Source organism: Streptomyces sp. NPDC103540 (assembly GCF_055584445.1).
The window spans coordinates 100374-119777 of record NZ_JBVJMA010000008.1 but is presented as its reverse complement, the minus strand read 5'-3'; the positions used below and the strand labels follow the sequence as shown (position 1 = coordinate 119777).

Here is a 19404-nt window from a genome sequence, read left to right as displayed (position 1 = left end):
AGATGCCGAAGGAGTCCGATCAGCAGGCCGAGGCGTCGACCCGTACGGCCCCGGGGGCGGCGCCCGCCGGCGGGGATCACGCAAGCGGTCGAAACCCGGAAGGGGCCCTGGCGCTCCTGCCGGTGGAGGGCTTCGGCACCGACCCGGCAACCCTGTGGCTCCCGTCGCTGGTCGGAGCCCTCGTACACATCGACGCGACACGGGACGCCGAGGCGCTGATCGGTCGGTGCAGCACCCTCGCCGACCGGGTGCGGGCGCACGCCGCCTCGGCCCTCGCCTACGCCGACGCGTGCCGACGCGACGATGCGCGCAGGCACGCGTCCGCGGCGGCCCGTACCTCCGACGAGGCTCCGATCGACGGGGCCTGGGCTCACGCCGCGCAGGCGCTCGCCTGCGCGGGAGAGGGGCAGGCCGCCCTGGACCTCGTCCGACGACGGTCCAAGCCCGGGCGCGGCGTCTCGAAGGCGGCCTGGAGGACGGCTGATCGGCAGGCTCGCGTCGCCGTCGCCGAGGGGCTCGCCCCGCATGATCCGCACACGGCGGGCGAGCTGCTGCGGTCCCTCCTCGACGAGGTCCACGCGAGCCGGGGGGCACCGAAGGGGGACGCCGCCCTGCTCGCCCGCTTCGCCGAACTCCTGCCCGCAGAGGCGGCCATGGGGCACGCGGACCGGAAGCGGCTCCACGGGCTGAAGGACGCCGGGCTCGCGCACGCGGACACGGGCGACCCCCAGGCCGGCCGGCCCGAGTCCGTCCTGGTCCACGCCCTCCTGCGGATCGGGGCGGGAGAGCAGCCCGACCCGCAGGTGCGGTGGCTGGCGCGGGACCTGGAGAGCCGGGGGCCCGAGCACTTCCCGACAGCCGCCCTCGCCGTGGTCCACGCGGCGCGGGGCGACGTCGAATCCGCCTGGCGCGTGGCCGAGCGCTCGGCGGTGGCACGGGTGCGGGCCGTCGCGCTCGCCGCCGTGGCGGGCCACCTGGCCCGGGTTCCGGTCCGTCCGGTTCCCGGCGACGACCCGGTGCCGCCGGACCCCTTCACCCGCACCGTCCAGGGCCTGGCGTTGCGCGTGACCCCGTACGCGACAGCCGACGAACGACGGGCCGCCCGGTTCCTCCGCCCGATCCTGCCGACCGCCGACTGGCACCACGCCCTGCCGGTCCTGGCCCGGATCGAACCCGGGGCCGTAGCTCGGGTCGGGGGCGTCCTGGCCCGCCCACGGTGACCGCGGGCGCGGCCGAGCCCCGGTGATCGCGGGCGCGGCCGAGCCCCCGGGACCGGCTCCGGGGAGGTCTTCGCGAAACGGCGGTCGACAGCCGGCGCACGAGGCTACGATCGGCCGCGGGAGAGGTCCGGCGGACCGGCCGGCCGGTGGGACGGGGGCGAACATGCTGCAGATCGTCGGTGTGCACGGGATTCGACAGGGGGCGTCGGCCACGCAGGAGGGGCTGAGCCGCACCTGGCAGGAGCCGTTGGACAGGGCGCTGGCCGCCTCCGCTCCCGGCGGGAGCGTGGGTCCGGTCCGGATCACCGTTCCCTCGTACCAGGGCGTCTACCCGAAGACGGCCACCCGGTACATGCGCCTGGGCACCGAGGCGGAGGCCGAGGACGCGCCCGTCGACGAGGCGGAAGAGGAGTTCATCCTCCAGGCCCTGGCCGCCTACGCGCCGTCGGCGGTCGCCGAGGAGGACGGTTCTCCCACAGCCGGTCGGACCTTGGGGGACGGCCGGCTCACGCCACGCGTCCTCGCGCGGGCCCACGCCGTGGACCGCCTGGCCGGCAAGGGGGTCACCGACCGCCTGCTGTGGCTGGTCCGAGAGGCCCACGGCTACCTGCGCGACGCGCGGACGGGGGCCGCCGTACGCGCCGAGGTACGGGCGGCGCTGGTCGCCACGGGCGCGCGGACCGTCATCGCCCACTCGCTGGGCAGCGTCGTCTTCTACGACATGCTGAGCCGTGGCGAGGTACCGGCGGGCCCGGGCGCGGAGCCCGGCGTCACCACCCTGATCACCTGCGGATCTCCACTGAGCTGGCTGGCCGTCAGGAGGGGCGTCCACGCCGGCGACGGCCCGCTGTCGGTCCCGGCCGGCATCGAGTGGACCAACCTCTACGCCCCCAACGACGCGGTGACCAGGGGCAAGGGCCTGTCCGACCTGGCGGTCGGGGTGAGCGACGTGGCGGTCGACAACGGCGGGCTCAAAGCCCACGACGTCCGTCGCTACCTCGACAAGCCGGCCCTCGCCGAAGGCCTCAGGAAAGCCGGGCATCTCTGAGCGTCGACGCGCTCCTTCCCGACCACAGGCCTTCGTCAAGGGTCAACGTCGCCAGGCCCGCCGGGCCGTGCAAGTGGAGGAGGGCGCCCGTCGGTCCGTGGCCGAAGGCCAGGCCGTGCACCGGCGCCCCGGTGAGGACGGTGTGGCGCAAGTCGCCGGACTGCGGGTCCCACAGACGGAGCCCGCTGCGGTTCCCCGAGGCGAGCAGGGTGCGACCGTCGGGGTGGGGCAACTCGGAGAGGACCAGGGTGTCGTGTGTGGTGCGCGTCGCGAGCAGGGCGCCGTCCGCGGTGTCCCAGACGTGGAGGGTGGACGACGTGGCGGCGGCCAGCAGGGTGCGCCCCCGACTCCGGAAGGCGCACGGGGACCGGAAGGGGCCCACGGTCGGACTCGGATCCTCGGCACGCAACACCCGCAGGAGGTTCCCGGAACCGAGGTCGACGAGGTCGATGCCGTCCGCGGCGGCCACGGCGATGACGGTCGAGCCGCCGCGCCCGCTCCCCGCCGGCAGGGCGGTGCAGGCCTGCGCCTCCCGGGTGCGGTGGTGGTAGGTCACGGGCGGGGCGAGGACGCCGTCGCGCACGGGGTCCCAGGTGAGGACGTCGATCGTGCCGCCCTCGGAGACGGTGGCGAACAGGGTCAGGTCCGTCGGCGTGCGTGCGACGCACGAGGGTGCGTGCGGGAGCCCCTCCCCGCCGGGACGACTCACGAGCTCACGGCGGTCGAGGTCCCAGACGGCCCATCCCGCCCGTCCTCTGACGGCCACGTACGCGGCGCCCGAAGGAGCGGGGATCGGCTCCACGGACAGCACCGGGCCCGTGTGCAAGGGCTCCAGTCGTAGCCCCGACACCGCGTCGTGGACGTCGAGCCCCGTACCGGTCCCGATGAGCACCACGCCCGGGGCGCTCCGGCACGAGGGCCACTCGGCGCTCTGGTTCAGCGGCGGTCGGTACGGGGCCTGCGGCGTCCTCGCGCCACTGGGACCACCGTCCTCCCCGAGGTCCCAGATCCTGATGCCCCGAGAATCGGCCGACACGATGCGCGGGCCCTCCGCTCCCGCGAACGCGCCGAGGGCGTCGACGTACGGGGTGCCGGTGTCGAAGGACGTCTCCGAGAAGCCCTCCGGATCCGAGACCACGATCCGGCCGCCCTCGGCGTGGACGAACCCCTTGCCGTCCGGCAGCGCCGCGACCGCCTCCGTGGCGATCCTGCCGTACGGAACCCGTACGCCTCGGAACGGATCCCACACCTGGCCGACGGAGGTGGCCGAGATCCCGTTCATGACCCGGAGCAGGTCGTCCTCCCCCTGCCGTGGAACGGACATCAGGGCGTACGTGTGCACGCCCCCGAAGGGGGGCGCGGCGGTCCGTCGTCCCGCGACGGGGTCCCACAGCCGCACTCCGTCCGGGGTCGCGACGGCCACCCGGGGATGCCCGTCGGCCCCGCGCACCACGGCCGTCGCCGCATGGGGGAGCCTCCGTCGCACCGGCGGGAAGCCCTCGGCCCGGACGAGGTCCTCGATACCGTCCCCTCGTTCGTCGGCCCTGGCGGGGGTCCACAAGAACGCGCCCTTGCCGGTGAGGACGAACAGCTGCCGGCCGGCGGAACCCTCGTGCAGGACGTGTGCCTCCTCCGTGAACGGCAGGTGCACGTGGGCGAGCGTCTGGCCGGACGTCGGATCGTGGATGGCGGCGCTGCGGGAGTTCAACACGACCAGGAACGTCCGCCCGTCGGCGGACCGGATCGCCCGCAGGGACCGCACCCGTCCGTTCTCGGAGCCGATCTCGGCCGTCAGCCGTCCTGACGCCGAGTCCCGGATCTCGATCCGGCCGCTCCGCGTCAGCACCGCGATCAGCGTGTGCCCGTCCAGGGTGGGCACACAGCAGATGCCTTCCGCGCCGTCACCGAGAGGAGCCAGGACGTTCACCGGAGCCGCCCATCGGCCCCATGTGAGCTTCGCCGGCAGACCCGGGCCCTCGGGGACCTCCTGCCGCGCTTCGTGCCGGGCTTCTTGCCGGGCTTCCTCCCTCACGGACCGCTGGAACGCGATGCTGCCCAGGTGCGAGGCCGTGTCCACGGTCGCGTCGACGTACGGCTCGATCAGCGCCGCGGCCGTCAGCGTCCGACGGTTCGGGTCCGTGATCGGCAGTGGCAGTCCCAGGCGGGTCCGCAGCGTGTCGGACGTCTCCTGTGCCAGCAGCGCCTGCGGCACGCCCTCGTCGGTCAACATCCCACCGGCCGCGGCGTGGTGGAGGAAGTGCCTGCGGACGTAGGGGTGGGCGGTGTGGGGCCGGGACAGTTCGACGAGGTCCGCCAGGGCGCGGGTGATCGCCGCGTGGGCCGCGGCATGTGCCTGCGGGGTGGTGTCCGAACGTTGCCCCGGGGTGGACGTGTCGTCGGGCGGGGCCAACAGCCAGGTGTGGTCGGCGGTCAGGAGGTCGGCCAACCGTTGGTGGACCGGACGGTAGACGGCACGCTCGTCCTCCTCGGCCGTGGCCAGGTAGCCGGCGAGGCGGCTGTCGCGCAACACCCGAACGGCCCGGTCGGCGGTGTGCCGGTCGATGTCGGGCCCGGACTCGGCCACGGCAAGGGCGGACGTCACGGCGGGCCACACCTCCGCCCAGGGAAGCCCGGCCCCCGGAGCGAACGTCGTCGCCCGTAAGACGGTCACCAGCGCGTACGTCGACACGCCGGAGCTCAGCGACACCGCCGCGAGGTCCTCGCGCAGCAGCCCGCCGGTCCCGTCGCCCAGACTCCGCAGCCAGAGCGGATCGGTGAGGTCCTGGCGCGACGCGGCCCGGCGGAGCTGATCGGCGGCGATCCGGGCGTCCAGAAACGAGGGCGCGACGGCGTGCGCGATGGTCCGCGAAGCCTCGGCGGCGGCCTCGGCCGACGAACGGTAGGGGCTGTCCGGAGGGGCGAGCAGCAGGGTGGTGACGTAGGCGGCGATGTCGTCGACGCACGACGGCCCGTCGCTGCGCACGATGCGGGGTCGCAGTCCTTCGCTGCCCAGGGCTTCGGTCAGGCGCAGCAGCAGTGCGTCGGCGCGTTCATCGCGCAGCGCCTCCTCGCCCAGTTCGTCCGGGAGCGGGGAGCTCCGCATCCCGAGGAGGAGGCGCACCGGGCCGCTGCCGCCACCGGCGGCATCGAGGCGGGCCAGGGGGAGGACGAGGCCGTTGAGCAGGGCGAGGGGGTCCTGGGCCTCGTCCAGCGCGTCGATGACGACGGTGAGGGGCCCGCGGTCGGCCGAGCCGCGGGCCGCGATCGTGCGCAGGAGCGCCCGCAGGGGCACGGCCGTGTCCGGACCGGCGGCGTCCTGGGCGCCCAGTGCGGCGAGGAGATCCCCCACCACCTCCTGCGCGGACTTGTTGCGGGCCAGGACGGCGGCGTCCACCGAACCCGGGAGCGGCCGTGCGCCCTGGGGCACCTCCGCCACCAGGGCCGCGTACTGGGGATCCGCGAGGAAGCCCGGGTCGGAGAGGGTGACGAGGCGGGCCAACAGTGCGGACTTCCCGGATCCCGCGGCCCCGGTGACGATGAGGATCCGTTCGTCCTCGTCGCCCCGGAGGAAGGACGTCATGACCTTCATCGGGGCGACCCGGCCGCTGAAGTACCAGCCCATGTCGTCGGCGGCCGCCCGCCCCGAGGCGCGCTCCAGCCAGAACTCGTCGAGCTGGTCCAGCGGTACGTCGGTGCCGACGGCCGTCGTCAGAGCCAGCTGCCGCAACGCGGGGGCCGTGGTGCTCGGGGCGGGCCGGTGGCGGGGGTTGGGCAGGCAGGCGCTGGGGAGCCGCTTGCGCGCCTGAGGAAAGGCCCACACGGCCTCGGGGAGACTCCTTTCGAGGCCGCCCTCGTCCTGCCCGACCATGTCGAGGAGCTCCTCCCACTCCTTGAAGGACAGATGCGAAGCGGTGTATCCGGCGGCCTCGTCCCGCATCCGTTCGCAGGCCAGGGCCAGACGCTCGGTGAAGGTTCCGATCAAGGGCTCCTCGTCGAAGTCCCCGGCGGTGACGACAGCGGCTCCGTGGAAGGAGCGGCGTTCCTTGCCGAGGTCTTGGCGCAGGGAGCCGAGCTCGGCGTGCAGGGTGCCGGAGAAGCAGGAATCGACGAGCACGAGGACGTGCTCCGACTCGCTGTCCAGGACTGCGGCGATGAGTTCGCTGGTCTGGAAGGCCGTGGCGAGCGGGCGTTTCCTCTCCGTCTCCGCGAACGTCAGGTAGTGGCGTTGTGATGCGCCCTTCAGGCCGTGGCCCGTGATGTAGACGACCACGGCTTCCTGGTATTCGGCAGCTGCCAGGTTCTCCGTCTGGAGGAAGGTGCGCAGCTCTTGGACGGACCGTATCGCGGGCGCGCGGCTGACCTCGAAACGCCGCTGCTCGTCCAAGCCGGGGCCGGCGAGCCAGTCGATGATCCGTCCGGTCTGAACGGCGATGGCCTTGCTGAACTCTTCGTCCTCGGCGGCCCCGTAGTCGGTGATCGCCACGATGACCAGCCGCCGTCGGGTGATGCCCTCCAGGCCGTCCATGGTCGTGCCCCCCACTCCGCGCGATGCGGAGCGCGCGGGGCCGTCAGCCTAGTCGGGCGGTGCGATCGGCCGCAGCCGATTCTGGGCGCGACCGCTCCCCGCACCCGCGGGGAGCGGTCTTCCCCGACAGCTCGGACAGGGTGAGGACGCGATGTTGCCGACTCGGGCGGATTCCGCGCGCGGGGAAGAGGCCGTGCCCGGAGCAGCTTCCTCGTGCAGGGGTGCCTGGTCGGAGCATGCCGCCCCGGCGCGGTCGAGGTCGTCGCGCCGGCGACGGAAATCCCTGGCGACACCGCAATCCCTGTCGACGGGAGTCCCGCCCGGGTTCGACGGCGGTCACTCGGGCATGCGCAGAGCGATCATTCGGCCTGGCTTCGACGACGCGATCGGAGCGTAGACGGTGGGCGAGAGGGAGACGGCCCGGGGGCGCGCCGTGAAGGAGGGGACGACCACCACGTTCTCGAAGCAGGCGTACGCCCAGTCGTCGCGGCTCCCGGGGAGTGCCACGTCGCCGGTCACCACTCCCCTCAGGAGCCATCCCGGGCCGTCGCACCCGATGAACCGTACCGTCCTGGAGTCACGCCCCCGAGCGTTACGGATGACGGGGATCACCGCCCTGAGCTCGATACCCGTCCGCCCCGACCATCGTTCGGCCTCGCCGCCGCGTGCCCGCACGTCCGCCTCCAGTCGGGCGCAGGCCCCTTCCCACTCCGGCTCTCCGGACGTGCGAAAGGCCTGGAGTTGCAAGCCGGCGGTCGTATCCCGCAGGAGGACCGCCTCTACGTACTCGGTCTCCGTGCCGGATCGGGAGGAGTTGAGTTCCACCTTCCGCACGCCCTCGTGCGGGATCCTCAATCCGCCGAGGTCGAGCAGGTCCAACGCCTGCCATCCCCTCTCGCTCACGTCCCAGGGCCCGACGTCGACGCCTCGGTACGGCGGTCGCAACAGGTCGCCGGATCGCAGCGCCTCCTCGTTCATCGCCCGCGCCGACGCGAGCACGAAGGCGACGTCCTCGTCCGTCATCGCCTCCTCGGCGATCACGCGGACCAGGAGGGCGAGTACGTGTTCGAGGTTCAGCAGTCCGTCCTCGCGGGCGACACGGGCAGCCGAGAGGTTGCCGCGCAGGACCTCGATCAGGCGGTCGGTCTCGTCATGGGACAAGCCGGAAGGCGGCTGCCCGGGAAGGAATCCCGAACCCGCAAGGCCTGATTCCCAGCGCAGGACGACCAGGGCCTTGAGGCCGAAGAGGAGGACCCAGGCCGGAGTGACCCGTTCCCATTCCCCCCACCCGGCACGCTCCGCAGAACGCGGTGACAGGCGACCGTCACGGGTGAACTCCTGCAAGATGGCACGCGCTTCGCTCTCCGCGACCCCCATGCCCACCACCCCCCTCATCGATTCCCAGGCACGCCGTCCGACGACGCCGGCCTCGGGCGGGGCCGCTTCCACGGCGCCGCCGGACGCGCCACTGGAGTCTGCCAGATGCGCCCCGCACCCCACGCGGGCCGGATTCGGCCCCTCACGGTCGGCCGGACCACAAGCCGCCCCAACCGCTCAAGATGTTCGTGACACCGAGCCAGGGCACTCGGACCCATCCACCGCGTCAGCCGCTTCCGATCCGGTCACGGACACCCGCCGCCTCAGGTCATCGGCCGCGGTCCTCCCAGTCCGGCGCGAAGAAGCGGGCTCCGCTCACGACGGCGTCACCGGCCCGGGTGGCCCGTACGTACATGTTGAGCTCCTCCGGACCCGGACCACCGTCGCAGTGGACCGTCCACTCCAGGCCTCGTTCCTCGATGCGCCGGATCACCTCCGCGTCGACCTCGGAGACCGGGCGGCCGATCAGCCGGATGCCGTCCCAGTCGACCTGGGGCCCCGTACGCCCGTCCACCGTGACGGCCGCCAGGGTGGGAGGGCCCTCCGGGGACCAGTAGTGGGCGGTGACCCCCGCCGCGTCGAACTGCTCCTCCCTCAGGTACCACGGTCCGGCGCCGCGTCCGGCCCACAGGTTCCACCCCCGGCGGATGGCCGGCGCTTCGCCACCCAGCACGGCGGACACCTGGTTCACGGACATCCCGAACCGAAGCGGTCCGACGCCCGCCGACGGCGTCCAGGCCCAGTGGGGCCGCTCCCGCGGAGGCAGCGGGGACGTCCCCGGGTTCGGCCTCGCCTCGCGAACGTCGTACCAACCGATCACCGGGGCGGTCGCGTACGGATCCTCGGCCGACTCGGGGCCGACCAGCAGGGCGTCCGTGATCACCCGGTCCGTGCGCGTCCACTCCTCGGACGGAGTGCCCCGTTCCTGCGCCGCCCCCATGGACAGCCCCCAGGCCGCCACCTCCGGATCCCCGCTCCAGTTCGACCTCACCGAGACCCCGGCACTCCGGGCGAGGCCCAGGATGTCCGCACGGACCTCGGAGGGCGCCCGAGCGATCAGCTCGACGTCCCCCAGCCGCACCAGCGGCCCGCACCGCGGATCGATCGCCACCGCGACGAGGCGCGGCCCGTGCCCGTGCCCATGCCCATAGATCGCGGTCACGCCCACGTCGGGGTACCGCTGCCAGGACAGCCTGCCGCCCGACGTCCGCGACGGCGATACGCGCGCCCCGCCCAACGCCGCCCGCACCCGCTCGGGATCCATGCCGAAGCGCAACGGCCCGACCCCCAGCAGCGGTTCGAGCACCCACCGGGCCCGCTCTTCCCGCGGCTTCCTGGTCCACCGACTCATCAGCACGTCCCCCGATCTCCCTGAACGGTCCGCGACCCGCGCTCCTCCGCAGGCCCGGCGTACCGTTCGTGATGAAGTCCTATGATCACGCCGTGGACGACATCCCTTGGTTCCGGGGCGACGAACTGACAACACACGGTCGTGCGGCTTCCGGGGGAAGGAGTGCTGCCCCGTACGCGGTGTGGGAGCCCCGGAACCTGAGCCGAAGCCCTGCCTGCGGCAAGGTCGGTTGCCGACTTGGTGGTCTTGAGCGGTGTTGATGCGCACTGAATGGTCCTGGCCGGCTCACCTCCGTGGAAGGCCGACTGACGGTGGTGTCGGTGGCGTGTGGTGGGATGGCTGGATTCTGCTGTCCTGATCCGCTGGGAGACCACGTTGTTGCCTGTGTACCCGTCTCTGACCCATGCCCTGGCCGAGGCCTTGGTCGATGTCCTCTGGTTCATCGAGGGCAGTGAAGACGAGCAGATGGATCCGGATGAGGCCGTCAAGGTCCTGGAGGGTGTCGCCCATCTGGTCGGCCGGCTGTCGAGCGTCCAGCGGGGCGAACTGATCGGCCTGCTGGGAACGATGGCCGAAGCCGAGTCCGACCCCGCGCGGCGGGAGTTCCTGGAAGGGTTCCCCGAGGGGTTCGGCCTCATTGATGATGCGGTCTGACCTGTGCTCCACGAGTGGAGCAGGACGCGCTCGCGGAGGGGACGGAGCCGGCCCGGCCGAACATCCGGCGTTCCGTTGAAGGGCGCCGTCGCCCGTGGTCGGGCGGTATCTTGCCGGGATGGCGGAGCCGTTCACCACCGAGGACAGCGACCATCCGGCGTGCGGGATCTGTCCGTCGCTGCGACTGCCGCGCGAGGCCTTCGTCGTCTACGACCGGCCCTCACGCGAGTGCCCGTTCGACCAACGTGACGGGCACCGCTACACCGCCGACGGGACGCCCGCCTGCGTCCACCCGGACAGGATCGGGGTGGAGCCGGACCGGATCGCTCCCCCGCCGGCGCGGTTCGTCGTCGAAGAGGAGCCGCCTCGCGGGCGCTGGTGGTCCTCTCTCCGCTCGCGTCTCCACTCGCGGTGATCCGGACGGCGGCGAAGTCGATGTCGTGCTCGCGGCCGGACCGGTCCGTGCCGATGGGGACGTGACGACGAACGCCGGCTCGGCGCCGTGGCCGACCCCACAGCGGAGTCCGGAAACCCTTCGCTCCCGCACCGGGTCATCCGGGATAGTTGCCTCATGCTCGTGAACTTCGACGGGGTCACTCCGATGCCGCGCATGTTGCTGGTCAGTGAGTTCCTGCTCCGACCGGACTTCAAGGTCGAGTTGGACGGACCGTTGCTCGTCGAGGCGGGTGACCGGGTCGCGTACGAGGGTCACGCCGTCGTGGTGACCCGTCCGACAGGAGAGCGGCGTACGCACCCGGTCCGGGACGGCTACTGGATCTGCCGCCGGTAGGCGGGCGGCCGAGATCGCCCGCAAACGGCCGGGCCCAGCCTCCCGTCGGAACAGACGCTCGGGGCCTCTGCCGGCCGTCAGGTGGTGTCCGGCCAGGTCAGACGGCGGGCGAAGTGCGCCCACGCGGCCACGACCATCAGCAGGGCGGCAAGGCTGCCGAGGGTCATGACCGTGGACGGCGAAGTCCGGTCCACGATGACGCCGCCGGCCACCGCGCCAAGCGAGATCGTCATCTGGAAGGAAGCGGTGAACAGCACCGACGCCGCCTCGGGCGCGTCGGGGGTCGCCTTGGCGAACCACGTCTGGGAGGAGACGGGGACGGCGCCGTAGGCAACACCCCAGACGACCAGCAGGGCGATGGCGCCGATCTGCCGGTGCCCCAGGATCGGCAGCAGCAGGGTGGCGGTTGCGATCATGCCGGCGGCGAGGGCGAAGGTGGCTCGGGGGTGGCGGGTGACCATCGCTCCGCCCAGGAAGTTGCCGACGATTCCCGCGGCACCGTAGAGCAGCAGGGAGACGGTGATCAGCTGCGGGCCGGCGTGGGTGACCTGCTCCAGGAACGGAGTGACGTAGGTGTAGGTCCCGAAGTGCGCCAACACGGCCAGGAAGGTCAGCAGCAGCGCGAAGCGCGTGTTGACGCCCTTGAGCATGGCGCGCAGCACCCTCGGACGGGTCGTGCGGTCGGGCGGCAGCGGCGGCATCACCAGGAGCAGCACGGCCAGTACGCCGACGGTGAGGACACCCATGACGACGAAGGCCGTACGCCAGCCCGCCAGGTCTCCGATGAACGTGCCGGCCGGTACGCCGAGCACGGAGCCCAGCGGTACCGCGGAGAAGATCACCGCCGTGGCGCGGCCGACCGACGCCGCGGGCACCAGCCGCTCGGCCAGTCCGGCGCCGATCGACCAGAAGCCCCCGATGACGATCCCGACGATGACGCGCGAGACCAGGACCAGCCCGTAGTCGGGTGCCGCGGCGGCCAGGAAGTTCGCCATAGCCAGCAGGAGCATGAACACGCACAGCATCAGACGGCGGTCGACGCGTGCGGTCGCCACGGTGACCACGGGGGCGGCGACGGCAGCGAGAAGTCCGGGCATGGTGATCATCAGCCCGGCCATCCCGTCGGAGATGGCGAAGTCGGAGCCGATCGTGGTGAGCAGGCCGATCGGCAGGATCTCGGTCGTGACGATCGAGAAGATTCCCAGCATGACCGAACTGACGGCCAGCCAACCGATCAGGGGAGAGCGGGTCGGTAAGCCGAGTCCGCCGGAGTGACGCGCGGTGGTGTTCGTCGAGGCCATGAATTCCGTCCCGTGGAGGGCCTGTGGTTGCGTGATCAGTGCACCAAGGTCCGCACCGTGGGGGCCGGCCGGTCCGCGACATCATCTCTGCGCCGCGAGGGTCATGTCGCGGATCTGCTGAACCGCTCCGCCCCATGGCAAGACCGGTGCGGCCACCGATGCGGCGAGGGGCTCCAGGCGAGGGAGCAGCAAGTCGCCGACCTCCCGAACGAGGTCGGCCGTCAACTCGTCGGCGGGCCGTGTACGGTTCGCTGCCGGGTCGGCAGCGTTCGTCGAAGTTCGCGACCGGGCGCCCGACCGGTGGTCGGCCGGCCTGATCGGCTGGTGCGTCAGGTGTCGTACAGGCCGTCCCAGGGAGCCGAGAAACCCAGCCCGTCGGGATACAGCTCAGCCCGGTCTTCCTCGCCGTCTCGATCTTCGGCATGGCATTCGGCGACGAGGCCGAAGACCACGCCGTCGTCGGTGAGTCGGAACGGCCGGATCGCGATGTCGCAGTACTCGCGGCCCGGGAGGGCGGAGAGGACGGCTTCCAGCCGTGCTTCCGCGCGGGCGGTCACGGAGTCGTCGCCCCACCGACGCCTGGTCTGCTCCGCCCAGGTGCCGGCGCACCAGATGTCGGACTCCTGATGGTGACCGGCGGCGTCGAACGTGTGGAGCACGACGAACAGCCGCTTGCGTTCCTCCCAGCCGTCCCCCATCACGAACCCTTCGGGGAGCGCGTAAGTGATCGAAGCCAGGAACTGGCCGCCGTCGAACCGGCCGATGGTGCTCGTTCGATGGTCCGGCTCATACGCGATGGGGATGATCTCGGGAACGGCCACGGCCGCACTGTAGACACCCGGCGGATCCCGCACCCTACCGGGTCACTGGCCATCGCGGTGATCATCGCCGCGCCGTGATCGACGGGATGGGCAACGGTCTCGGCACCAGATGACGTCAGCTCGGCTTCTTCGCGTCGATCTCGGCGATCAGGCCCTCGACGAGGCCCCGGATCTCGTCGCGGATGGGGCGGACGGCCTCGACGCCCTGGCCGGCCGGGTCTTCGAGCCGCCAGTCGAGGTAGGTCTTGCCGGGGAAGTACGGGCAGGCGTCGCCGCAGCCCATGGTGATGATGTAGTCCGACGCCTGGGCGGCCTCGGGGGTCAGCACCTTCGGGGTCTGGTCGGAGATGTCGATGCCCAGCTCGGCCATGGCGGCCACCGCGGAGGAGTTGACCCGGTCGCCGGGCACGGAGCCGGCGGAACGGACCTCGACGCGGTCGCCGGCGAGGTGGCGCAGGAACCCGGCCGCCATCTGGGAACGGCCGGCGTTGTGGACGCAGACGAACAGCACGGAGGCGGCGGGAGCGGTGGACATCTGTTCTTCCTCGGGGTGGGGCGGCTGTGGTGGCGTCGCGGCGGCCCGGACAGGCCGGATCGGGCTGGTGTCAGTGCCGACTGATGTGAAAGTATCAGTACATGATGACATCAGTCGACACTGATCTGATGCGGGTTCTGGCCGACCCCCTCAGGCTCCGGATCGTGACCCTCCTCGCCCGCGAGACGCTCTGCACCACCCACCTGGTGGAGGAGACGGGCGCCAGGCAGACGAACCTCTCCAACCACCTGAAGGTGCTGCGGGAGGCCGGGGTCGTGGAGACCGAGCCCTGCGGACGGTTCACCTACTACCGCCTGCGCCCGGACGTCATCGAAACCCTGGCCGGCCAGTTCGCCGACCTCGCCCGGACCGCGCGCCTCACCGCCGAGGCGAACCTCAAGCGGTCCTGCCCCTGAGCCCCCGGCGGGCCCGCCCGCCGATGCCTCACCTGCCCGAGGAGTTCCCGCCTTGACCGCCATCGAGCCCGCCGCCGAGTCCGCCATCGAGCCCGCCGCCGAGTCCGCCGCGAGCGACGCCATGGCCTCCGCCGGTACGTCGCCGCGGCCCGCGCCCGGCGCCACCGCGCCCCGTACCCCGCTGGTCGCCCGCGCGGCCGCCGAACTGGTCGGCACCGCCGCCCTGGTCGCGATCGTGGTCGGCTCCGGCATCCAGGCCACCGCGCTCACCGACGACGTCGCCCTCCAATTGCTGGCCAACTCCACCGCCACCGTGTTCGGCCTCGGCGTCCTCATCACCCTCCTCGGCCCGGTCTCCGGCGCCCACTTCAACCCCGTCGTCACCCTCGCCGAGTGGTGGAACGCCCGCCGCGGCGACGCCGGCGTCACCGCCCGCGAGCTCGCCGTCCACGTCCCCGCGCAGATCGTCGGCGCCATCGCGGGCGCGGTCCTGGCCGACGCCATGTTCGGCGAGCCGCTGGTGAAGTGGTCCACCCACGACCGCTCGGCCGGCAACCTGCTCCTCGGCGAGGTCGTCGCCACCGCGGGCCTGATCCTGCTGGTCTTCGGCCTCGCCCGTACGGACAGGCTGCGCCTCGCCCCCGTCGCGGTGGCCTCGTACATCGGCGCCGCGTACTGGTTCACCTCCTCCACCTCCTTCGCCAACCCCGCCGTCACCCTCGGCCGCGCCTTCACCGACACCTTCGCCGGCATCGCCCCGGCCTCGGTGCCGGGCTTCGTCGCCATGCAGCTGATCGGCGCCGTGGTGGGCCTAACGCTGGTCTCGGTCATCTTCACGCGCGGCAGGACGGAGAGCGGCCACGGGGCGCCCGCGGCACGACGCACCGCACTGCGATGATCGGCGCATGAGCGAGCGTGAGTGGCAGGCGTTGACCAAGTCCGAGGAAGCCTTCATGGTCAACTCGTACGAGATCGACATCCTGGCGGGCGTCTGGGGGGACCTCGACGAGGCCGATCAGTCCCGGCCCGTGCGGGAGTTGGCGCAGATCCTGCTCGGTCTCGTCGATCGCGGCTGGATCGAGGTCCGTCGAGTCGCTCCGTGGACGCCCCCGTCGGGTGGGGAAGGCCGCCGGCCCGGGGAGTTGATACCTCGTGACGAGCTCCCGGCGGTCCTGGAGGACCCGGCCAACTGGGAGTATCCGGAGGGCGACTGGATCGGTGCGGTGACTCTGGTGGAGACGGAGGCGGGTATGAAGATCACCCGTCTCTCTCCCGAGGAGATGGCCGAGTAGACCGCCGGGCGGGGATCATCGCGCCGCGGCCGGATCCCGTGATCCCGCGCTCCCGTACTCCCGTACTCCCGTACTCCCGTACGCCGCCCGCGTGCCCGAAGTCGCAGGCGGTCGGGTCACGTCACCAGACGGCTGCGGCGCTCCAGGAGGACGACGTCCCGCCACGTGCCGTGGTGGCGGCCGAGCCGTTCGCGGGTGCCGATGGTCCGGAAGCCGGCCCGCTCGTGGAGCCTGAGGCTCGCGGTGTTCTCGGGGAAAATCCCGGACTGGATCGTCCAGATCCCGGCCGCCTCCGTCGAGGCGATCAGCGCGTCCAGGAGCGTACGGGCGACGCCCCGGCCGCGGGCGTCGGGGTGGACGTACACGGAGTGCTCGACCACGCCCGCGTACGCGCACCGGTCGGAGACCGCGCTCGCCGCGATCCACCCGAGCACGCGCCCGTCGTCGTCGAGGGCGACGAACCGGTGCCCGGCCAGCTTCCCCTCGTCGAACGCCGCCCACTCGGGGGCCCGCGTCTCGAAGGTGGCGTCACCCTCGTCGATCCCGGCCCGGTAGATCGCCAGGACCTGCTCGCCGTGCTCGGGCAGCATCGCCCCGATCCGCACCGCGCTCACGCCTCGGCTCCCGCGGCCCCCGCCGCGCCGGACAGGAGCGCACCCATCGCGGCGAGGACGGCGGGCTCGACGCGGTAGTACACCCACGTCCCGCGCCGTTCGGAGGACAGCAGTCCGGCCTCCTTCAGCTTCTTCAGGTGGTGCGAGACAGTGGGCTGGGAGACTCCCACGTCAGAGATGTCGCACACGCACGCCTCCCCACCCTCGTGGGAGGCGACGGCGGAGAACAGGCGCAGCCGGACCGGGTCGCCCAGCGCCTTGAACATCTTCGCGGCGACCTCGGCCTCGTCCGCGGACATGGGGCGCTCGTTGAGCGGGGGGCAGCACGGGGCGACGACCTCGGGCTCCAGGAGCGGCAGAACCTTCGCATTCGACATACGTCTATGTTGACATACGTCGAATCAACATGGCAGGGGACTCGGCGCGCTCCGCCACCACCCATGAATTAGATAAATGTCTATGTTGACGGCCATCGAAACAGCTGCCATGCTGATCACACAAGCCGACATCGACAAACATCGAAATACCGACGGGATCCCCCGGCGCCGCCTGCCGACTGCGCATCCGAGCCCCGCCCACTACCCGCCCGCTCGCCCGCCTGCCTACGTGCCGAAGGCCCGGAAACCCGGAGACACGCCATGAGCGAGACCACCACCGCACTGCCCACCGTCGTGATCGGGGCCGGCCCCGTCGGCCTGGCGGCCGCCGCCCACCTCCGCGAGCGCGGTCTGGACTTCCTCGTCCTCGAAGCCGGCCGCCACGCCGGAACCGCCACACGCGAGTGGTCGCACGTACGCCTCTTCTCCACCTGGGGCGAAGTCGTCGACCCCGCCGCCGAGAAGCTCCTCGCACGGGCCGGCTGGACGAAGCCCGACCCGGGCGGCTACCCGACCGGCGGGGACTGGGCCACCCTCTACCTCCAGCCCCTCGCCGACGCACTCGGCGACCGGGTCCGCTACGGCGCCCGCGTCACCGGCGTCTCCCGGGCCGGCCGCGACCGCGTCGTCGACGCCGACCGCGACGCCCAGCCCTTCACCGTCCACGTCGAGACCACCGACGGCCGCGAGGAGCGCGTGTCCGCCCGCGCCGTCATCGACGCCTCCGGCACCTGGTCCACCCCCGGCCCCGCCGGCGCCGGCGGCCTCGCCGCCCTGGGCGAGAAGGCGGCCGCGGACCGGATCACCCACCGCGTCCCCGACCTGCGGGACCCCGCCGTCCGCGCCCGCTACGCCGGGAAGCGCACCGCCGTCATCGGCTCCGGCGCCTCCGCCTTCACCGCGCTGGCCTACCTCGCCGACCTCGCGAAGACCGCCGAGGGCGCGGGCACCCATGCCACGTGGATCCTGCGCCGCGGGATCTCCGGCTCCACCTTCGGCGGCGGGGACGCCGACCAGCTGCCCGCCCGCGGGGCCCTCGGCCTGGCAGCGAAGGCGGCGGTCGACGACGGCCACGCCGACACCGTCACGAGCTTTCGTACCGACGCCTTCGAGCGGGACGGCGACGGCCGCCCGGTCCTGGTCGGCGAGGACGGCCGCCGCCTGGACCCCGTGGACGAGGTCATCGTGCTGACCGGCTTCCGCCCCGACCTGACCTTCCTGGACGAACTCCGCCTCGGCCTCGACGAACGCCTCCAGGCCCCCCTCGCCCTCGCCCCCCTCATCGACCCCAACCAGCACTCCTGCGGCACCGTCTACCCCCACGGCCAGGCCGAGCTCTCCCACCCGGAGAAGGACGTCTACCTCGTCGGCATGAAGTCCTACGGCCGCGCCCCCACCTTCCTGGCCATGACCGGCTACGAACAGGTCCGCTCCGTCGCCGCCCACCTCGCCGGCGACCGGGCGGCCGCCGAACGCGTCGAACTGACCCTCCCGGAAACCGGCGTGTGCGGCGGAGCCGGCCTCTTCGACCAGCCCGAGCCCACCGCGCGGGAGCAGGAGCACAACGGCGGCGGCTGCTGCGCGGCGCCGGCCCTCCTCACCCTCGGCGCCTCCGGCCCCACCCCCGCCGCCGTCTCCTCCGGCGGCTGCTGACGGTGCCGAACACCCAGGCCGGCGTGGCCGCGACCGGGACGGGGGTCCGGCCGCGGCCCCGCGCCGTCCTCCCCGCGCTGTGCGTCACGCAGATCACCAGCTGGGGCGTCCTCTACTACGCCTTCCCCGTCCTCAACCCCGCCATCACCGCCGCCACCGGCTGGCCCGCCGGCCTGACCACGGCCGCGTTCTCCGCGGCGCTCGTCGTCTCCGCCGTCGTCGGCATCCACGTCGGCCGCGTCCTCGACCGCCAAGGGCCCCACAGGGTCATGACGGCCGGCTCCGTCCTCGGCCCGCTCAGCCTCCTCGTCGTGGCCGCCGCGCCCAACCTCGCGGTCTTCGCCGCCGGATGGCTCCTGGCCGGCGTGTCCATGGCCGCCACCTTCTACCCGCCCGCCTTCGCCGCCCTCACCCGCTGGTGGGCCCCCGACCACGTCCGCGCCCTGACCATCGTCACCCTCGCCGGAGGACTGGCCTCCACCGTCTTCGCCCCGCTGACCGCCGCCCTCGCAGACCACCACTCCTGGCGCACCACCTACGCCGTCCTCGCCGCGGTCCTCGCCGCCCTCACGATCCCCACCCACGCCCTCGCGCTCCGCGCCCCCTGGCCGCCTGCGCCCGAAGGCCCCGACCATCCGACCGCCGGGCCCGACCCCGCCGTACGCAGCCGGGCGTTCCGGATGCTCGCCGCGACCTTCACCCTGTCCTCGTTCGCGATGTTCGCCGTCCTCATCGGCCTCGTCCCGCTCCTCCTGGAACGCGGTTACACCACCACCCAAGCCGCCTGGGTTCTCGGACTCGGAGGCGCCGGGCAGGTCCTGGGCCGCGTCCTCTACGCCACCCTCGCCCGCCACACCGGCGTCCTCACCCGCACCACCGCCCTGGTCGGGCTCGGCGGACTGACCACGGCGGCCCTCGCCCTGGTCCCCGGACCGTACGGGCTCCTCGTCGTGCTGTCCGTCCTGGCCGGGCTCGTCCGGGGCAACCTCACCCTCCTCCAGGCCACCGCCGTCACCGACCGCTGGGGCACCACCCACTACGGCCGGCTCTCCGGACTCCTCGGCGCACCCGCCCACGCGGCAGCGGCCCTCGCACCGTTCGCCGGAGCCACGCTCGCGGTGCCCCTGGGCGGCTACGGACCGCTGTTCGCCCTGCTCGCCGCCATCTCCCTGGCCGCCACCCTCACCGCGCCCTGGACCGGCGTCACCGAAACCCGCGCAAGAGCAGGTCGCCGTGATCCAACGGACCGACTGGACTCGGTCCGGGAGAATACTTGAGCGGCTGCGGAGCCGATCGAACTACTCTCCGCGCACCCCGCTTTCCGGCTGGTCAAGTAGCCCAGGAGGATGCGCGGCGGAGGTGGTGCCGTGGCCTGGAGGCTTCGTCTGCCCATGGGACTCACCGGGTCGGGTGATCCCGCGGCCGGCCCG

Annotated in this window: 18 protein-coding genes; 10 read left to right on the top strand and 8 right to left on the bottom strand. The window is 72.7% G+C overall.

The genetic code is table 11. From position 1 onward, the window contains the following. Positions 1-2: 2 nt before the first annotated feature. Complete coding sequence (locus ACZ6ZI_RS20580) at positions 3-1220, top strand: hypothetical protein (protein ID WP_469522766.1); 1218 nt, start codon at positions 3-5, stop codon at positions 1218-1220. Positions 1221-1383: 163 nt separating this feature from the next. Continuing rightward, on the top strand, positions 1384-2268 hold the full coding sequence (locus tag ACZ6ZI_RS20575) for a hypothetical protein (RefSeq protein ID WP_469522763.1): 885 nt from the start codon (positions 1384-1386) through the stop codon (positions 2266-2268). Here the strand turns inward: ACZ6ZI_RS20575 and ACZ6ZI_RS20570 are convergent. The 3 genes from ACZ6ZI_RS20570 to ACZ6ZI_RS20560 all read right to left on the bottom strand — a co-directional run bounded on the left by ACZ6ZI_RS20570 (position 2246) and on the right by ACZ6ZI_RS20560 (position 9527). Then, entirely contained in the window at positions 2246-6793 is a 4548-nt protein-coding gene (locus tag ACZ6ZI_RS20570) for an AAA family ATPase (RefSeq protein WP_469522761.1), read from the bottom strand. The genes ACZ6ZI_RS20575 and ACZ6ZI_RS20570 overlap by 23 nt on opposite strands. A gap of 336 nt (positions 6794-7129) precedes the next feature. Continuing rightward, positions 7130-7954 (bottom strand): DUF3710 domain-containing protein, encoded by an 825-nt coding sequence (locus tag ACZ6ZI_RS20565; RefSeq protein ID WP_469522758.1) that lies wholly within the window; start codon positions 7952-7954, stop codon positions 7130-7132. A gap of 484 nt (positions 7955-8438) precedes the next feature. Continuing rightward, positions 8439-9527: a hypothetical protein gene (locus tag ACZ6ZI_RS20560; protein WP_469522756.1), complete on the bottom strand. Its 1089-nt coding sequence runs from the start codon at positions 9525-9527 to the stop codon at positions 8439-8441. Positions 9528-9848: 321 nt separating this feature from the next. Here ACZ6ZI_RS20560 and ACZ6ZI_RS20555 point away from each other — a divergent pair, with 321 nt between their 5' ends. From ACZ6ZI_RS20555 to ACZ6ZI_RS20545, 3 genes are all read left to right on the top strand, one after another. Then, positions 9849-10175, top strand: coding sequence for a hypothetical protein (locus ACZ6ZI_RS20555; protein ID WP_469522754.1), 327 nt, complete (start codon positions 9849-9851; stop codon positions 10173-10175). Positions 10176-10293: 118 nt separating this feature from the next. Further along, positions 10294-10590, top strand: a complete 297-nt coding sequence (locus tag ACZ6ZI_RS20550) for a hypothetical protein (protein ID WP_469522751.1) — start codon at positions 10294-10296, stop codon at positions 10588-10590. Positions 10591-10746: 156 nt separating this feature from the next. After that, positions 10747-10965, top strand: a complete 219-nt coding sequence (locus ACZ6ZI_RS20545; RefSeq protein ID WP_469522749.1) for a hypothetical protein — start codon at positions 10747-10749, stop codon at positions 10963-10965. A 77-nt stretch (positions 10966-11042) separates the two neighbouring features. Here ACZ6ZI_RS20545 and ACZ6ZI_RS20540 read toward each other — a convergent pair whose 3' ends face one another. The 3 genes from ACZ6ZI_RS20540 to ACZ6ZI_RS20530 form a co-directional block, all read right to left on the bottom strand. Beyond that, positions 11043-12266: an MFS transporter gene (locus ACZ6ZI_RS20540; protein WP_469522746.1), complete on the bottom strand. Its 1224-nt coding sequence runs from the start codon at positions 12264-12266 to the stop codon at positions 11043-11045. A gap of 329 nt (positions 12267-12595) precedes the next feature. Then, a complete protein-coding gene (locus ACZ6ZI_RS20535) occupies positions 12596-13087 on the bottom strand; it encodes a hypothetical protein (protein WP_469522744.1) in 492 nt (163 codons plus the stop codon). 115 nt (positions 13088-13202) lie between these two features. Continuing rightward, a complete protein-coding gene (locus tag ACZ6ZI_RS20530; RefSeq protein WP_469522741.1) occupies positions 13203-13622 on the bottom strand; it encodes an arsenate reductase ArsC in 420 nt (139 codons plus the stop codon). Between the two features lie 101 nt (positions 13623-13723). On the opposite strand from ACZ6ZI_RS20530, the gene ACZ6ZI_RS20525 reads away from it, so the two are divergent. The 3 genes from ACZ6ZI_RS20525 (at position 13724) to ACZ6ZI_RS20515 (ending at position 15330) form a co-directional block, all read left to right on the top strand. Further along, positions 13724-14038: an ArsR/SmtB family transcription factor gene (locus ACZ6ZI_RS20525; RefSeq protein ID WP_363053895.1), complete on the top strand. Its 315-nt coding sequence runs from the start codon at positions 13724-13726 to the stop codon at positions 14036-14038. A 121-nt stretch (positions 14039-14159) separates the two neighbouring features. Further along, on the top strand, positions 14160-14936 hold the full coding sequence (locus tag ACZ6ZI_RS20520; RefSeq protein WP_469523441.1) for an aquaporin: 777 nt from the start codon (positions 14160-14162) through the stop codon (positions 14934-14936). 7 nt (positions 14937-14943) lie between these two features. Continuing rightward, positions 14944-15330 (top strand): hypothetical protein, encoded by a 387-nt coding sequence (locus tag ACZ6ZI_RS20515; protein WP_469522739.1) that lies wholly within the window; start codon positions 14944-14946, stop codon positions 15328-15330. Positions 15331-15446: 116 nt separating this feature from the next. On the opposite strand, the gene ACZ6ZI_RS20510 is transcribed toward ACZ6ZI_RS20515, so the two are convergent. Together ACZ6ZI_RS20510 and ACZ6ZI_RS20505 are read right to left on the bottom strand one after the other, a co-directional pair. Next, positions 15447-15920, bottom strand: a complete 474-nt coding sequence (locus ACZ6ZI_RS20510) for a GNAT family N-acetyltransferase (RefSeq protein ID WP_469523439.1) — start codon at positions 15918-15920, stop codon at positions 15447-15449. A gap of 20 nt (positions 15921-15940) precedes the next feature. Then, on the bottom strand, positions 15941-16321 hold the full coding sequence (locus tag ACZ6ZI_RS20505) for an ArsR/SmtB family transcription factor (protein ID WP_469522736.1): 381 nt from the start codon (positions 16319-16321) through the stop codon (positions 15941-15943). 261 nt (positions 16322-16582) lie between these two features. Here ACZ6ZI_RS20505 and ACZ6ZI_RS20500 point away from each other — a divergent pair, with 261 nt between their 5' ends. Beyond that, positions 16583-17974, top strand: coding sequence for an NAD(P)-binding domain-containing protein (locus ACZ6ZI_RS20500; RefSeq protein WP_469522733.1), 1392 nt, complete (start codon positions 16583-16585; stop codon positions 17972-17974). Beyond that, positions 17971-19251, top strand: a complete 1281-nt coding sequence (locus ACZ6ZI_RS20495) for an MFS transporter (RefSeq protein ID WP_469523438.1) — start codon at positions 17971-17973, stop codon at positions 19249-19251. Before ACZ6ZI_RS20500 ends, ACZ6ZI_RS20495 begins: the two co-directional genes overlap by 4 nt. Positions 19252-19404: the final 153 nt, after the last annotated feature.

What these genes read in the sequence shown, in the direction of transcription:
- ACZ6ZI_RS20570 (WP_469522761.1), bottom strand. Translation starts at nt 6,793, where the DNA reads ATGGACGGCCTGGAGGGCATCACCCGACGGCGGCTGGTCATCGTGGCG.
- ACZ6ZI_RS20575 (WP_469522763.1), top strand. Translation starts at nt 1,384, where the DNA reads ATGCTGCAGATCGTCGGTGTGCACGGGATTCGACAGGGGGCGTCGGCC.
- ACZ6ZI_RS20520 (WP_469523441.1), top strand. Translation starts at nt 14,160, where the DNA reads ATGGCCTCCGCCGGTACGTCGCCGCGGCCCGCGCCCGGCGCCACCGCG.
- ACZ6ZI_RS20530 (WP_469522741.1), bottom strand. Translation starts at nt 13,622, where the DNA reads ATGTCCACCGCTCCCGCCGCCTCCGTGCTGTTCGTCTGCGTCCACAAC.
- ACZ6ZI_RS20550 (WP_469522751.1), top strand. Translation starts at nt 10,294, where the DNA reads ATGGCGGAGCCGTTCACCACCGAGGACAGCGACCATCCGGCGTGCGGG.
- ACZ6ZI_RS20540 (WP_469522746.1), bottom strand. Translation starts at nt 12,266, where the DNA reads ATGGCCTCGACGAACACCACCGCGCGTCACTCCGGCGGACTCGGCTTA.
- ACZ6ZI_RS20525 (WP_363053895.1), top strand. Translation starts at nt 13,724, where the DNA reads ATGATGACATCAGTCGACACTGATCTGATGCGGGTTCTGGCCGACCCC.
- ACZ6ZI_RS20510 (WP_469523439.1), bottom strand. Translation starts at nt 15,920, where the DNA reads ATGCTGCCCGAGCACGGCGAGCAGGTCCTGGCGATCTACCGGGCCGGG.
- ACZ6ZI_RS20545 (WP_469522749.1), top strand. Translation starts at nt 10,747, where the DNA reads ATGCTCGTGAACTTCGACGGGGTCACTCCGATGCCGCGCATGTTGCTG.
- ACZ6ZI_RS20515 (WP_469522739.1), top strand. Translation starts at nt 14,944, where the DNA reads ATGAGCGAGCGTGAGTGGCAGGCGTTGACCAAGTCCGAGGAAGCCTTC.
- ACZ6ZI_RS20505 (WP_469522736.1), bottom strand. Translation starts at nt 16,321, where the DNA reads ATGTCGAATGCGAAGGTTCTGCCGCTCCTGGAGCCCGAGGTCGTCGCC.
- ACZ6ZI_RS20500 (WP_469522733.1), top strand. Translation starts at nt 16,583, where the DNA reads ATGAGCGAGACCACCACCGCACTGCCCACCGTCGTGATCGGGGCCGGC.
- ACZ6ZI_RS20580 (WP_469522766.1), top strand. Translation starts at nt 3, where the DNA reads ATGCCGAAGGAGTCCGATCAGCAGGCCGAGGCGTCGACCCGTACGGCC.